This is a genomic window from Sphingobium terrigena, assembly GCF_003591655.1.
GTDB classification, from domain to species: Bacteria; Pseudomonadota; Alphaproteobacteria; order Sphingomonadales; family Sphingomonadaceae; genus Sphingobium; species Sphingobium terrigena.
The window spans coordinates 15,101-28,621 of record NZ_QVRA01000038.1; the positions used below are offsets into that span (position 1 = coordinate 15,101).

Consider the following 13,521-nt stretch of genomic DNA (forward strand, 5'->3'; position numbering starts at 1 on the left):
TTTCTGGATCGTTGCTGACAGACAACGCGCGAAACGACGAAAGGGCCACATGGCATGCACAGCAGAAGCTCTAGATGGCAGCGGCCGATCGAATTTTTGCGACGGATGCGCTTGCTCTGGCCCGGATCGCCGGCAGATCTACCCGCACCAACTGGCCGTCGCGCTTGTGCACAACGCCGTCGATCAGGACGAGCGACACATTGTCGGGGCGGGCGGCATGGGGCAGCAGCGATGGCAGATCGGCGGCGGGTGCCGTGTTCAGCGCATCCACCCGAACCGCAATGATATCGGCGCGCATACCCGGCGTCAGCGCACCGACCTGCTGCCCCAGACCCAGGCTTCGAGCGCCATCTATCGTGGCCCAGCGCAGGGCCGTCATGTCCTTCATCAATAGCTGATTGCGAGAGAGCCCACGCGCAAGATCCGTCGACAGGCGCATCACGGAGAACATGTCTGCCTGTCCTGCCAACACCATATTGTCGACGGACAGGCCAAGCAGCAGACCTGCGGCGATCATGTCCGCTATGGGTGGCACACCATAGCCGACCTCCAGCTCGGTCCAGGGGCTGATCGACACGGGCGATCCTGCCTGTGCGACGCGATCCATGTCGGCGCGGGATGCGGCAGTCAGATGGACCAATTGCACGTCGGCCCCGAGGCCTTCGCGCGCCGCCAGTGCCGCAATGCCGCCACTTGCGGCCGATTTCGGATCGGACGCCATATGTGTGGATATCGGCAGCCCCAGCCGGCGCGCAACGTCCCATTCCGCCTGCCAGACAGGCGGGGACGAACGATCGGGGCCACGCGCGCAGATTCCGATGGAGACGAGGTTCGAAGGGCGCCTGCGCGCGATCGTGGACAGATGGTCGAGGTTCATCGGCTGGTCCTTGCCGACATCTTGGGCGTAGCCATAGGCGAAGCGACCGCGAACGCCGGATCGGACCATGGCGGCGATCTTCGCATCCGCATGAGCGGGGCTGCGCACATTATGCGCCCAGTTGTGCACGGTGGTAATGCCGCTATTCACCGCCTCGGCAAGCGCCAGATCCACACCGATCGCAACCTCGGCAGGCGTAAAATGGGGCGATATCGCGGCCATGGTCGGCATGAAGCCGCCCTTCGCGCTGCGCCATAGCCCCCGCGCGGCCGTGTTCCACATGTGCCAATGGGTATCGACGAAACCGGCATCAGGACATGGCCGGACAGGTCGATCACGTCCGCATCGCCCGCAGGCAGGTCGGGACCGATCGCCTCGATCCGCCCTTGCTGGATCAGCAGGTCCGTTTTCGGGCGTGGCGTGTCGGTCATCGTCAGCAGATGATCCGCACCACGCAGCAACAGGCGGCGAGGGGGCGCCGCTCGCGCCGGTATGGTCATCCCCCATGCAGCGGTCGCCAGCACGGCGCTTGCCTGCCTGCGATTGATGATGGTCGACAATGGCAATCCTTTCCGGTCGGGCAAGCTCATGGTTCAGAGAAAGCGGCGGCGATCGCATCGATCTGATCCGGCGGAATTCGGCGCGCGATGACGGCCATGCCATCTGCAGGCTTGCGCGCGTCGACCACGGTCGGATCGCCCTGCCATTGGCGCAGACGTGCGGCGAGATAGGTGCGCTTTTGACCGGACAGCACAGGCGCGTCCTTGCCAGGCGCATGGCAATTGCCGCAGGCGGGAAGCTGCCGTGCAGGATCGCCTTTGGCAATGATGGGTAAGGTCGGGATGGGCCGCTGTGCAAGCCCCGGCATGGCGGCGAAATGCGCTGCCAGCCGCTCCATCTCTTCCTCGGTTAGTGTCGCAGCGGCCACCTGCATCGGCGCGCTCTTGCGAGTGCCAGACGCATAATTGCGCAGAGCCGCAAGAAGAGAGGCCGGTTTCTGGCCGCCCAGCACGGGAATATCGGGCTGGCCACGACCGCGCCCGTCGCAGCCATGGCAAGAGGTGCAGGCGGCCAGCGTGCCGGGGCGCGTGCCTGGCAGATCGGCGGGCACGCGCTCCTCAATCAGCGCGCGATATTGTTCCGGCGTCATGCCGGGCAGGCGGCGCACGAAACCGACCATCCGCCAGACTTCGTCATCGCGCTCCGCGGCGGGCCAGGCCGGCATGGCGGTGAATTTGACGCCATGCCGGATGATCCAGAACAGTTCGCGATCGGTCCATTCCTGCGCGGTGACGGACAGGTCCGGGGCAGGGGGCGTCGACGCCTGCATGACGGGGGATGGCTTCACGCCCGGCGCACCGTGGCAGACCTGGCAAGCCTGACGGAAATGGCCGGCGGCGCTGACCAGGTCGCGATCGGGCGCCTGGCCTTTCGGGGTCTGGAACGCGGAATAGGTCCGCACCGAATTGCGCATCACCCAGTGCAGGAACCAATCGGTGACTTTCCAGTGACCCGAAGACGCGGAGATCTGCATCGCGCCCGACCAGGCAAAGACCATGCCTGCCGCGAACAGCGTGGCGATAGTCAGTATCACGCGTTTCCAGGTGATGCGGATGGTCATGCCGGCGCGTCCTCCCTTGCCTTGAGCAATCCGGCGAGCAGCACGAGGCCGCCGATCATGTAGCTGGCCCCGCCGATGACGAGCATGATCACGCCGCCCAATTGCTGGTCGGCCAGCACATCGAGGCCGAAATAGGTGCCGTGATGGACGTAGAGCGGGCGAGGCGAGAGGCCGATCAGGACGCCCAGCAGGGTCATGTGCATGGAGGTTAACAGCAAGGCGCCGATGCCGGCGATCCGCTGTGGCGCATGCAGGACGGATGACCAGAGCAGCAGGCCAGCTACGAGGAAGCAGGCCTGTTCGATCGCCATGACCATCCACGATCCATGAGCGGCGGCCCGCAGGGTGGGCAGGTGCCAGAGCCAGACGGTGGCGAGTTCGACCAGCATCATCGCCATGGGAGCCACGATGTGCGGCAAACGCATCGCCGGGTCGGCGCGCGTGCCAGATATGCCAAAGGCGATCAGCGGCGCGGCGACAGCCACGGCGGTCATGTGGGCAACCATATGCCCCGTCATGCCCATGTCGCTGGCGATGAGGCCCAATGGCAGGAGCGCGAGGCCGGTGAAGAGACACGCCCGCCTCACAAGCAATCTCGCAAATAGATGACGGGCAGGGACGTGAAGAGCACGCCTACGAAGCTGAGGCACGCGAGCAACAGCGTCGATTTCGCAAGGAAGCGCAGCCGGTCGATATCGGTCGAATCCTCATGCGGCGGGCTGGCACCGGGTGTGCGGCCCTGGTTCCAGGCGACCCAGCCGGACAAAGCGATCAGGGTCAGGGCAAGGACGGTGCCGACGACGAACAGCGTAGGGAAGGTCGCAAAGGCGCCCGCCTTCGCGCAGGATATGGCCGCCCAGAGATAGGAGAAGAGGAAATGTCCCGCCCAGATGGTCGGCGGCACGATCAGCGTCCACAGCGTGACCTTCAGTCGTTCGGACCAATGGGGGCGGCGATCCTTCATGACAGGCTCGGGAACAGGCCGATGGTCGCATAGGCGACGATGGCGGTGAGGGCGAAAAAGTGCATGTAGACGGTGACGTTTCGGATGTCGGCGTCATGCTGCGGGTCCATGCGGCGGGCGATGCTGCGGGCCAGCGCGTAACTCTGCATGATCGCGGCGATGCCGGCATGGGCGACCGTCCAGACGGTGAGCGTCCACACGATCGCCGGGTAGCTATGGTTTTCCGGGTCCATGCCGTGGGTCCATGGCCCGGCAAGCCCTGCGGCGATCCCGGCGAGGCTGGTCGCTATGCCCAGCATCAGCAACAGGCGCGCGATCCCGACGTCGCCCCGCGCATGGACTTCAAGCGCAGCGATAGTGGCGAGCCAGCTTGCCACGCCGAGCACCAGAGCCACCATCGGCCAGTACATGCCCGGACCGTCCGCCATCGCCATCGGTGGGAAATCGGCATGTCGGGTCCAGAAGAAATAATAGCCGAAGACGAGGCCGGAAAAGGCGGTCGCATCCGCCATCATGGTGATGAACATCGCCCACCATCCCGGCGCGGCAGGACCGGAGATGTAGAGCGGCAGTTCGATCCCGTGGCCGATCGGCTTGCACGGCTTTTCCGGGATTTCGGCCGTGCCGGTCCACAGCCACCATATGGCGCAGGCCAATGTCGCAACCGCGCAGACCAGCGCCGCCCAGTAGAGATGATAGGTGGTCAGGATGAAGACGCCGCCAAGTGACAGGGCGGTCAGGATCGGGATGACGCTGGGCGTGCCGAGCCGGATCACCGCCAGCGGTCGGGCGTCGAGCACGGTCGTCACGATCGTCTCGCGCCGCCCTTCCTCCGCGTCGGGCAGGAAAAAGCGGCCCTCATCGACCTTCTGCACGAAATCCTTCTGGTCCCAGATCGGGTAGCGGCTTTCGATAAGTGGAATGGAGCGGATACCCCAATCCTCATCATCGGGATGCGCCAGCCATTCGAGCGTTCCGGCGCCCCAGGGATTGCGCTGCGCCTTCGCCCGGCGCGGCGAGAGGCAAAGGTCCACGCAGATCACCGCCACGCCCGCCGCGAACAGCCATGCTCCCAGGGTGGACGCCATATTGAGGCCGCCCAGCCCGAGTTCTTCCGGATAGGTGAAGACCCGGCGCGGCATGCCCATCAATCCCGAAAAGTGCATGGGGAAGAAGGTCAGGTTCGCGCCGACGAACAGCATCCAGAAGGCGATACGGCCGAGGCGGTCGGACAGCCTCTTGCCGGTAATCAGCGGCCAGTAATAATAGAGGCCCGCAAACAGCGGCAGCAGCGTACCGCCGATCAGGACATAATGGAGGTGGGCGACGATGAAATAGGTGTCGTGCGCCTGCCAGTCGAACGGCGCCACGGCGACCATTACCCCGGTCAGGCCGCCGATAACGAAGATGGCGAGGCTGCCCGTCGCATAGAGCAAAGGCGTCGACCAGGTGACGCGGCCTGCCCACAATGTAGCGATGAAGACGAATATCTGCACCGCCGTCGGGATCGCCACGGCTTCCGATGCGGCCGAGAAGAAGGCGAGGCTGATCTTGGGCAGGCCGGTCGTGAACATGTGGTGGACCCACAGGCCAAAGGACAGGAAGGCCGTGCCCACCGCCGCCAGCACGATCCACGGATAGCCCAGCAGATGGCGGTTCGAAAAGGTCGGTACCAGCATCGCGAACAGGGCGATGGACGGCAGGAAGACGATATAGACTTCCGGATGGCCGAAGATCCAGAACAGGTGCTGCCACAGCAGCGGATCACCGCCCCGGCTCGCGTCGAAGAAGGGCCAGTTTAAAAGCCTCTCCATCTCGAACAATATGTCGCCCGCGATCAGTGGCGGAAAGGCGAACAGGATCATCACCGCCACCACCAACATGTACCAGGCGTAGAGCGGCATCAGGTTCAGCCGCATACCCGGCGGCCGGCATTTGAGGACGCCGACGATCAGTTCGACCGCAGCGGCGACCGAAGACACTTCGATGAAGGACAGGCCCAGCATCCAGATGTCGGCGCCAAGGCCGGACAGGTCCGTCCGCGTGGTAAGCGGGGGATACATGAACCATCCGCCATCGGGCGCGGCATTGAAGAAAATGGAACCGCCCACGAACACGCCGCCCAGAAGGAAGGACCAGTAGCCAAAGGCGGAGAGGCGCGGGAAGGGGAGGTCGCGCGCGCCCAGAAGCTGAGGCAGGAGGATGATCGACACCGCCTCGAACATCGGTACGGCGAAGAGGAACATCATCATCGAGCCGTGCAGCGTGAACAGCTGGTTGAACGTCCCCGCGCTCACCAGATCATTGTCCGGCACGGCGAGCTGCGTGCGCATGATGAGCGCCAGCACGCCGGCGAACAGCATGAAGGCGAAGGCGGTCAGCACATACCAGACGCCGACCCGATCATTGTTGCAGTCGGTCCAGCGCAGGAACAGGCCGCTGGGTGGCTTCCATACTGCGCGAAGCCTTTCCTCCTGTGCGGCGCGAAGCGCGGGATCGTCCTGATCGTGCAGGCTCATCGCAGGCCCTTCAGATAGTGGGCGATGGCGCGGGCGTCCTCGTCGCTGAGTTGGGGATAGGCGGGCATGCGCACGCCGGGCTTGGTCTGGTGCGGCGCGCGGATGAAGGCGGCGATATTTTCGGTGGTCAAGGGCAGGATGCCGGCGCCCAAGGTTAGACGCTCGCCGAAGCGGCTGAGGTCGGGGCCGATGATGCCAGCGTGAGGCGTGCCAGTGATCGTGTGGCAGGCTCCGCATCCTTGCGCGTCGAACAGGGTGCGGCCGGGCGTGGCGATGGCAGGCGGAGGCACAATGGCGCGGGCATCAGCCAGCCATGTATCGAAAGCCGCCGGCTCCATCGCGACTACATCGAATGCCATCAACGCATGGCTGAGACCGCAAAACTCCGCACACACGCCGCGATAGCGCCCGGCCTTCTCCGCCTTCACCACCAGCCGGTTGGTGCGGCCGGGGATCATGTCCATCTTTCCGCCCAGGCCGGGTATCCAGAAGCTGTGGATCACGTCCGTAGCGGCCAGCTCGAACACCACGGTGCGGCCGACGGGCAGACGTATCTCGTTTGCCGAAGGTAGCGGTGCCCCTCCGTTCGGAGGCTGATACGCAACGCGCCACCAGAATTGCTCGCCCTCGACCCGGATGACGAGATCGGCAGGGCTGGCCGGGCGCGGCCGCATCGCGGGCAGGGCGTAGAGCAATAGCGCCGTCAGGATCAGCGTCGGCCCGATCGCGCCGACCCACAATATCATTCGCATGCCTTGATGGTGGTTGAGGCTCTCTTCGGGCGCGCGAACGGCCCGTATGTAGAGCAGTGCGGTGATGGCGAAGATGACAACCGCGCCCACAGTCAGCACGATGGCGATCTGCCGGATCTCGCGGGCGTCCGCGCCAAAAACGGACAGGGTCGATTGCTGTGCGTTACAACCGCTCAGGCACGCGAGCGCAAAAATGAGAATGCAGGCGCGTGCCATCGTTCGGCTGAAGTACCCCTGTTACGCTATTCCCCTTCAAACCCGCAAAGCCATAGGAGGTTCAAACATTTCTGCGGCGCAACAAAGCGCGATCCGCTGGTGGTCATCGATATGGCGACCGGAACCGATACTGTTCCGAAATGTTCTTATCCGGATCATGTTTGAAGGGGATATCATGTCGGACGCCAACGCGATGCAGGTCGCAACTGCCAGCCTGACCGATGCTGCCTTCAAAAACGAACTGGCCCGCGTGATTCCTCAGCTGCGTGCATTTGGACGAAGCCTTTGCGGCAATCACGATCTGGCGGATGACCTTGTCCAGGAAACTATGCTCAAGGCCTGGGCAGCGCGGAACCGCTATATGGCGGGTACTAACTTTCGTGCCTGGACCTTCACGATCCTTCGCAATCATTATTTCAGCCTGACGCGTCGCCTCCGCTTCACCGGTGAATGGGATGACCTGGTGGCAGATCGTGTTCTGGCCTCGCCGGCTTCGCAAGATACCAGCATCGAACTGCGTGATCTTATGCGCGCGCTCACGCAGCTGCCTGAACCGCAGCGGGAGGCGCTAATACTCGTTGGTGCCGGCGGCATTTCCTACGAAGAAACGGCCAAGATCACGGGCGTCGCTGTGGGAACGGTCAAGAGCCGGGTCGCGCGGGCGCGCATGGCGCTCGAAGCCCTGATGAATGGTGGCGTTTTGGAAACTGCGCGTAGCGATTTTGACAATGAAGAAGATGCCGTTGTCAGCATTTTCGCCTATCTCGACCGGATTCAGACCCGACAGGCGGCTAGGCCCGGTGTGCCAGGGCTGCTAGCGCTGGCGGCCTGAGCGGATGATGAAGCGGAGACAGGTTCGGTCCTGCTCCGGCGTTTCCTTTCTTCAAGGCGTTAGCCAATGACATCCCAGCAGGATCGGCCGCTGGCGAATGATCCCAGCTTACCTGACGATGCTCTGTCTCGCGACGAGGCACACGACGTCCGGCGGCGCCAGGCCAGTTCGCATATGGTCGTGCATGAGGCCGTGCGGCTACAGGGCGAAGAAGAACTGGGGCGGCCAGTCATTGCCTTGATGCTTTCCGGTCTCGCTGCCGGCCTTGCCATCACCATATCGCTTCTGGCCGAACTCTATCTTCGCATGCGCCTGCCCGACGAGCGCTGGGCCGAGCTTGTCTATCTGCTTGGCTACCCCGTCGGTTATGTGATCGTCATCATGGGGCGGTTGCAGTTGTTCACTGAGAGCACCGTCACCGCAGTGCTTCCCGTGGCGGCACGACCCAGCTTTGCCGGCCTCGCGAGACTTGCGCGACTATGGTCCGTCGTGTTGAGCGCGAACCTGATCGGTGTGCTGATCGTGGTCGCGCTGATGGCAGGCGAGGTCATCATCACGCATGAACAGCGGCTCGTAGCAATCGATATCCTTGCGAAACTTCCCGCGCAGGAAGGAATCAAAACGCTGATGCTGGGTATCCCCGCTGGTTTCCTCATGGCATCCATCGCCTGGCTTCTGCCGAATGCGAAGGGCAGTGAGTTCTGGGTCATCTCTTTGCTGACCTACGTCATTGCGCTAGGCGGGTTCAGCCATGTCGTGACCGGCTTTTCGCAGACGGCCTTTCTCTGGCTGAACGGGTCAATGACCCTTGCGGACATGCTGTTCGCCTTCCTCCTGCCCGCGCTTGTCGGCAACATCATTGGCGGCACAGGACTGTTCGCGGTGTTGGCCCATGGCCAGATGCGTGGCGATAGTAAGGCGGCGGAAGAGGAGGGCTAAGGAAGCAAATCCCGCCTGCTTGCGCCAAATATGGTCACTCCTGAAAAATGACTTTCGTTGCCGTGCTGGTCATTTGCGCAAGGCGGGCGGCGTCCCAGTTGCTGAGGTGAACGCAGCCATAGCTTTGCGAGCGCCCAATCCGGGCCGGCTCGGGCGCGCCGTGGATGCCATAATGCGGCTTGTCGAGGTCGATCCAAACAACGCCGACGGGATTGTTGGGGCCGGGTTGCAACACGGCTTTCCCGTCACCTTCGGCAGCATCCCAGAACAGGGCTGGATTATAATGATAGGTCGGCAAGAACGCTATGCCCTCTATGGCCCATTGTCCGATCGGCAGCGGATCATGCTCGCTCCCTGTCGTCGCGGGAAACTGTGCGGCGAGACGGTCCTGACCATCATAGACCTTGAGTAGGCTCTCGGACTTGTCGACTAGGATCTTCGCCGCCTGGGGTTGCCGCGCGCTGATGTTGAGGGTCGCGAGCGTCTCGCGCCATTGCGCCGACAGACTATTGTCATAGGCGCGATCGGCCGGGATGAGGCTGGGCAGTCGCAGTTCAATATCGGCCTTCGGTGCCCGCAGGCTACTTCATCTGTGTCTAGGTTCGGGCTTGATCGAAAGCCGCCGGAATACCGGACAGTCTGTACTTGAGCAGCAAAAATTGTTTGTTGAGCGTCCGTGAAGGGTCGATTGGCGACCGGCAAGTCAAAGAGCAGCGGAACCTTTCCCGTCCGGGTCACGCCCATGCCGTCGGTCAACCATCCGCATGGCGGGAGTGACTGTCAGGCCGTGCAGCAGGATTGACAGCAAAGCCACCAAACCCACAATCGCCCATAGCCGAGCTCCCTCATCAATCTGCAGATGGTTGAGACCGTACGCGAGATAATAGAATGATCCCACGCCCCGGATCCCGAAGAAAGCGATTGTTCTCTTCTCCGACTGACTCGCCTTGAATCTCGTCAGGGCTATAATGCCGAATAGCGGCCGAACTACCAGCAGGATCGCCAACGCCGCCGCCACGTCGATCCATTGAAGTGGACGGAACAGGCCACTCACAAGCGCGCCGCCAAATAACAGAAGCAGCGCCATCATCGCCAGTCGTTCCACCTGCTCGGTTAAGTCGTGCATCTGCCGATTGAACTCATGATCCCGATGAGATCGCCGCAGCGTTAGTGCGGTTACGAACACGGCCAGGAAGCCATAACAGTGTAGTAGTTCAGTGAGACCATAGGACACGAACGTCGCGGAGATCGCCACCAATCCGTCGCCGGTCTTGGACAATCTGGTGTCGGCGGGAACGTGGAAGGTGAGCCACCCAAACAGACGGCCGATCAGCCAGCCACCCAGAACGCCTGCGAAAATTTCCCACAGGACATTGTGCATTAGCCATTGTGCCGCCCAGGGCTCGCCCGTCATTGCCGCCAATCAGATGGACGAACGGGAATGCGAAGCCGTCATTCAGCCCCGCCTCGGAGGTGAGTCCGAAACGCACCTCGTCCTCCTCGCCAGTCTTGGGCGGGCCCACCTGAACGTCGGAGGCAAGCACGGGGTCGGTGGGTGCCAGACTGGCCGCTAGTAGAAGTGCCGCCACCCACGAGAGCCCAAGCCACCACCCGCCGATGGCGGTGATAGCCAGGATGCCCAGCGGCATAGTGACAGCCAACAGGCGCCAGGTGATATTCCATTTTCCCCAGCTGAAAGGTCGGTCAAGTTTTAGGCCGGCTCCCATCAGGGCAATAATCACAACCAGCTCAGTGAAGCGCTCGGTCACCTCGGGGTAGGTGAGAGGCAAGGGCCGCAGCGTGACTGCCGGCACTGAGAATATAACGACGCCAATCCCGATGCAGACGATGGGCAGGGACAGGGGGAGCCGCTTGAGGACCAGGGGGAGCCATGCGACCAGCGCTATCATCAGCCCGGCGCCGGTTAGAATGAGGATATACGGGTCAGGCGCTGAAATAACTTGCTGCATCGGCTTTCAACGACGCAGCCGCCTCATCGGCTACATGGCGCGCGTAGGGACGCCAATTTTCGTAGAATTAGTGGACAGGCAAGGTCCGTTTTCTCGTCGTAGTTCAAATACCCGACAGCCAGGACCTGCGCAGGATAAATTGGCGGTCGGATGACCATAAAGGGTCGTCCCAGGAAGGCAGATTAAAGGCTGAGGTCAGGCATTTGACGCTGCCATGACTGCCGGTGCCGACCGTTCCCATTACGGGGTCAAACGATGGTATCCTGATTCCCGCCTCCGGCCGAGCTTTTTACGGCCCGGCCTTCGACAGGCGCCAACTCGCTGTCGGGCAATGGTCCGTCAGTTCAGCGATTTCGCCATCAATCGCTCCAGCCGCTCAGCAAAAGCGCGAGGATCGGCGGGTGGCTGACCTTCGGCGATGCGCGCCTCGTCGAGGAGCAGGAAGGCGAGGTCGCTCCGCTCTTCGTCGCTGGCTCCGGTCTGGCCGAGCTTGGCGATCAGCGTATGGCCGGCATTGACCTCCAGCACTGGCTTTGCCCGCTCGGGCACCTGCCCGGCCGCTGCCAGCATCCGTTCGAGTTGCAGGTCCATCGCGCTTTCTGACGCGACGATGCAGACGGCACTGGTCGTCAAACGATCGGACACCCTAACGTCGGACACCTGGTCGGCCAAAGCTTCCTTGGCAAAGTTGATGAAGCTGCTCACATCCTCGTTCGGAGCATCCGCAGCCGCGCTGCCTTCAGCCAGCGGGATCAGGCTGAGGTCAGTCGCGCCCTGGGTCACCGACTTGAAGGGCTTGCCGTCATAATCCACACCAACGGTCGTCCAGAAGCTGTCGACCTGGTCGGGGAGCAGCAGAACCTCGATCCCGCGCGCCTTGAAACCCTCGAGCTGCGGCGATTGGGCGATCCGGTCGAGATCGGTCCCCGTCGCATAATAGATGGCGGTCTGGTTGTCCTGGAGGGACGCAGCATAGTCCTTGAGCGAGCGCCACTGACCGTTCGACGTGCTGGTCTTGAACCGGGCAAGGCCCAGCAACTGCGCGCGCCGCTCGAAATCCTCATAGAGGCCTTCCTTGAGCACCGCTCCGAAATTCTCCCAGATCGCGCCATAGCGGTCAGCATCGCTGGTTGCGATCTTGTCCAGTTCCGACAGGATGCGGTTGCTCACGCCCTTCTGGATCGCGGACAAAACGGGGCTGTCCTGGATCATTTCGCGCGACATGTTGAGCGGCAGGTCGGCGGAGTCCACAAGACCCCGCACAAAGCGCAGGTAGCGAGGCAGGATTTCCGCCTCATCGGTGATGAAGACGCGGCGCACATAGAGCTTGATCCGACCCTTGCGGTCGGGATCGAACAGGTCGAACGGCTTGGTTTCGGGAATGAAAGTCAGTACCGAATATTCGTGCCGCCCCTCCGCGCGATAGTGGAGCGTCAGTGCGGGCTTGTCGAATTGTCCCGCGACGCTGCGGTAGAAGTCTGCATAATCCTCTTCGCTGATGTCCGACTTCGCCTTGGTCCAAAGTGCCGCCCCGTCAGCGACCTGGCGCTCTTCCTCGTCGCTGCCCAGTTCCTTGATGAAAATGGGCACGGGCACATGGCCCGACTGCGCCTGCACGATCCGCTCGACCGTGTAACGCTCGGCGTAGGTCTTCGCATCGTCCAGCAGATGCAGGGTCACCCGCGTGCCGCGCGCCGGCGCCTCCGCGGTGTCGACTGGCGCGATCGTGTATGTTCCTAGGCCATCCGACGACCATCTAGCGGCCTCATCAGTTCCTGCACGCCGTGACACGACATCGACGTTCCCCGCTACCATGAAAGCGGAATAAAAACCCACGCCGAACTGGCCGATCAACTGCTGGCCCTCGCCATTTTTGTCAGCGGTCAGCCTGTCCATGAAGGCCTTGGTGCCCGACCGCGCGATCGTGCCCAGCGTTTCCCCCATGTCAGCGGCGCTCATGCCGATACCGTTGTCCTCGACCACGATTGTCCCGGCTTCCTTGTCGAGCACCAGCGTAATGCGCGGCTGGGGATCGTCGCCGAACAGGGCCGGATTGGAAATGGCCTCATAGCGCAGTTTCTCGCACGCGTCGGCCGCGTTGGAGATCAACTCGCGCAGGAATACGTCTTTGTCGGAATAGACCGAGTGCACCATCATGTGCAGCAACTTTGAAACGTCCGCCTCGAAAGCATGCGTTTCAGGGGCGCTCACGGTGTCGGTCGTCATGGGTCTTCGCTCTCTCATATGGCAGACTGTGCGACGGTCAGATGGATCGAATGCGATTTCCATTCAAGAGGTGAGCTTGAAAGTACCGCTCTTCTTGACCATGCCTGTTGAAAGCGGTGCCGGCCAGCATTTCCTCGCTACCCTTGTTCCACAGCAACCTTGCGCAGGGATTTCTCGATCTCACCGCCACAATAGGCATTACCATATTCCCTGATTGACGCCTTGTTCAGTTGCGCCAGGGCAGGCCTGTTTTGCAACCGACGCGACATCCAGGGATTTCTCGATCTTGCTGGTGCCGGTCTTGTCTGGGGTGTCATACACCAACCTTTCAGGCCATCACCGACACCATGAAGACCGTCGCCAGGCAGCACCTCTAACCCATGCTAACGTGAAGAAGTAGACTGACTGGAAGCGAGAACGAGAAATTCGGTCATGAATGTTCCTGAAGGGTCGACACCGGTAGGCTTCCGTATCGGGTTCTGATTAGGTCGTAGACTCATAAGCGCGGAGCCACAGGCGCATTGAGGCCAGTTGGACCATAGCAAGGAAGTTCTCCGCGAGTTTGTCATAGCGGGTGGCGATGCGCCTGAAGTGCTTGAGCTTGC

12 protein-coding genes and 3 pseudogenes are annotated in these 13,521 nt (G+C 62.3%); 3 read left to right on the forward strand and 12 right to left on the reverse strand.

Annotated features, from left to right (window positions below):
• Positions 1-70 precede the first annotated feature (70 nt).
• Positions 71-1,174, reverse strand: a pseudogene (locus tag D0Z70_RS22410) (amidohydrolase family protein); the annotation flags it as partial.
• A 20-nt stretch (positions 1,175-1,194) separates the two neighbouring features.
• On the opposite strand from D0Z70_RS22410, the gene D0Z70_RS25255 reads away from it, so the two are divergent.
• Complete coding sequence (locus tag D0Z70_RS25255) at positions 1,195-1,503, forward strand: hypothetical protein (RefSeq protein WP_220475699.1); 309 nt, start codon at positions 1,195-1,197, stop codon at positions 1,501-1,503.
• Here the strand turns inward: D0Z70_RS25255 and D0Z70_RS22415 are convergent.
• From D0Z70_RS22415 to coxB, 5 genes are read right to left on the reverse strand one after another with little or no spacing between them, the layout of a single operon-like run.
• Positions 1,464-2,498, reverse strand: coding sequence for a c-type cytochrome (locus tag D0Z70_RS22415; protein ID WP_119750206.1), 1,035 nt, complete (start codon positions 2,496-2,498; stop codon positions 1,464-1,466). The genes D0Z70_RS25255 and D0Z70_RS22415 overlap by 40 nt on opposite strands.
• A complete protein-coding gene (locus D0Z70_RS22420; RefSeq protein ID WP_119750208.1) occupies positions 2,495-3,085 on the reverse strand; it encodes a cytochrome c oxidase assembly protein in 591 nt (196 codons plus the stop codon). Before D0Z70_RS22420 ends, D0Z70_RS22415 begins: the two co-directional genes overlap by 4 nt.
• Entirely contained in the window at positions 3,082-3,462 is a 381-nt protein-coding gene (locus D0Z70_RS22425; protein ID WP_119750210.1) for a hypothetical protein, read from the reverse strand. The genes D0Z70_RS22420 and D0Z70_RS22425 overlap by 4 nt, the downstream gene beginning before the upstream one ends.
• Entirely contained in the window at positions 3,459-5,981 is a 2,523-nt protein-coding gene (gene ctaD, locus D0Z70_RS22430) for a cytochrome c oxidase subunit I (RefSeq protein WP_119750212.1), read from the reverse strand. The genes D0Z70_RS22425 and ctaD overlap by 4 nt, the downstream gene beginning before the upstream one ends.
• A complete protein-coding gene (coxB, locus tag D0Z70_RS22435) occupies positions 5,978-6,949 on the reverse strand; it encodes a cytochrome c oxidase subunit II (RefSeq protein WP_119750214.1) in 972 nt (323 codons plus the stop codon). Before coxB ends, ctaD begins: the two co-directional genes overlap by 4 nt.
• A 175-nt stretch (positions 6,950-7,124) precedes the next feature.
• On the opposite strand from coxB, the gene D0Z70_RS22440 reads away from it, so the two are divergent.
• The gene (locus D0Z70_RS22440; RefSeq protein ID WP_119750222.1) at positions 7,125-7,781 is read left to right on the forward strand and encodes a sigma-70 family RNA polymerase sigma factor; all 657 of its coding nucleotides are present in this window, start codon (positions 7,125-7,127) and stop codon (positions 7,779-7,781) included.
• A 66-nt stretch (positions 7,782-7,847) separates the two neighbouring features.
• Positions 7,848-8,720, forward strand: coding sequence for a formate/nitrite transporter family protein (locus D0Z70_RS22445; protein WP_119750216.1), 873 nt, complete (start codon positions 7,848-7,850; stop codon positions 8,718-8,720).
• A 34-nt stretch (positions 8,721-8,754) separates the two neighbouring features.
• On the opposite strand, the gene D0Z70_RS22450 is transcribed toward D0Z70_RS22445, so the two are convergent.
• From D0Z70_RS22450 to D0Z70_RS22465, 6 genes and pseudogenes are all read right to left on the reverse strand, one after another.
• Positions 8,755-9,300 carry a L,D-transpeptidase gene (locus D0Z70_RS22450; RefSeq protein ID WP_119750218.1) on the reverse strand — a complete coding sequence of 182 codons (546 nt, stop codon included), beginning with the start codon at positions 9,298-9,300 and terminating at the stop codon, positions 8,755-8,757.
• Positions 9,301-9,423: 123 nt separating this feature from the next.
• Positions 9,424-10,134, reverse strand: a complete 711-nt coding sequence (locus D0Z70_RS25745) for a cation:proton antiporter domain-containing protein (RefSeq protein WP_275402237.1) — start codon at positions 10,132-10,134, stop codon at positions 9,424-9,426.
• Positions 10,135-10,201: 67 nt separating this feature from the next.
• Positions 10,202-10,690 (reverse strand): annotated as a pseudogene (locus tag D0Z70_RS25750) (cation:proton antiporter domain-containing protein); the annotation flags it as partial.
• Positions 10,691-11,029: 339 nt separating this feature from the next.
• Positions 11,030-12,916, reverse strand: coding sequence for a molecular chaperone HtpG (htpG, locus tag D0Z70_RS22460; RefSeq protein ID WP_119750220.1), 1,887 nt, complete (start codon positions 12,914-12,916; stop codon positions 11,030-11,032).
• Positions 12,917-13,053: 137 nt separating this feature from the next.
• On the reverse strand, positions 13,054-13,233 hold the full coding sequence (locus D0Z70_RS25885) for a hypothetical protein (RefSeq protein WP_420820402.1): 180 nt from the start codon (positions 13,231-13,233) through the stop codon (positions 13,054-13,056).
• Positions 13,234-13,399: 166 nt separating this feature from the next.
• Positions 13,400-13,521: pseudogene (locus D0Z70_RS22465) on the reverse strand (IS5/IS1182 family transposase); the annotation flags it as partial.

Bases quoted from the DNA above. Each gene is read 5' to 3' on its own strand.
- D0Z70_RS22425 (WP_119750210.1), bottom strand. From the start codon at position 3,462: ATGAAGGATCGCCGCCCCCATTGGTCCGAACGACTGAAGGTCACGCTG.
- ctaD (WP_119750212.1), bottom strand. From the start codon at position 5,981: ATGAGCCTGCACGATCAGGACGATCCCGCGCTTCGCGCCGCACAGGAG.
- D0Z70_RS25745 (WP_275402237.1), bottom strand. From the start codon at position 10,134: ATGACGGGCGAGCCCTGGGCGGCACAATGGCTAATGCACAATGTCCTG.
- htpG (WP_119750220.1), bottom strand. From the start codon at position 12,916: ATGACGACCGACACCGTGAGCGCCCCTGAAACGCATGCTTTCGAGGCG.
- D0Z70_RS25255 (WP_220475699.1), top strand. From the start codon at position 1,195: ATGGCCGGACAGGTCGATCACGTCCGCATCGCCCGCAGGCAGGTCGGG.
- D0Z70_RS22415 (WP_119750206.1), bottom strand. From the start codon at position 2,498: ATGACCATCCGCATCACCTGGAAACGCGTGATACTGACTATCGCCACG.
- D0Z70_RS25885 (WP_420820402.1), bottom strand. From the start codon at position 13,233: ATGACACCCCAGACAAGACCGGCACCAGCAAGATCGAGAAATCCCTGG.
- D0Z70_RS22440 (WP_119750222.1), top strand. From the start codon at position 7,125: ATGTCGGACGCCAACGCGATGCAGGTCGCAACTGCCAGCCTGACCGAT.
- D0Z70_RS22445 (WP_119750216.1), top strand. From the start codon at position 7,848: ATGACATCCCAGCAGGATCGGCCGCTGGCGAATGATCCCAGCTTACCT.
- coxB (WP_119750214.1), bottom strand. From the start codon at position 6,949: ATGGCACGCGCCTGCATTCTCATTTTTGCGCTCGCGTGCCTGAGCGGT.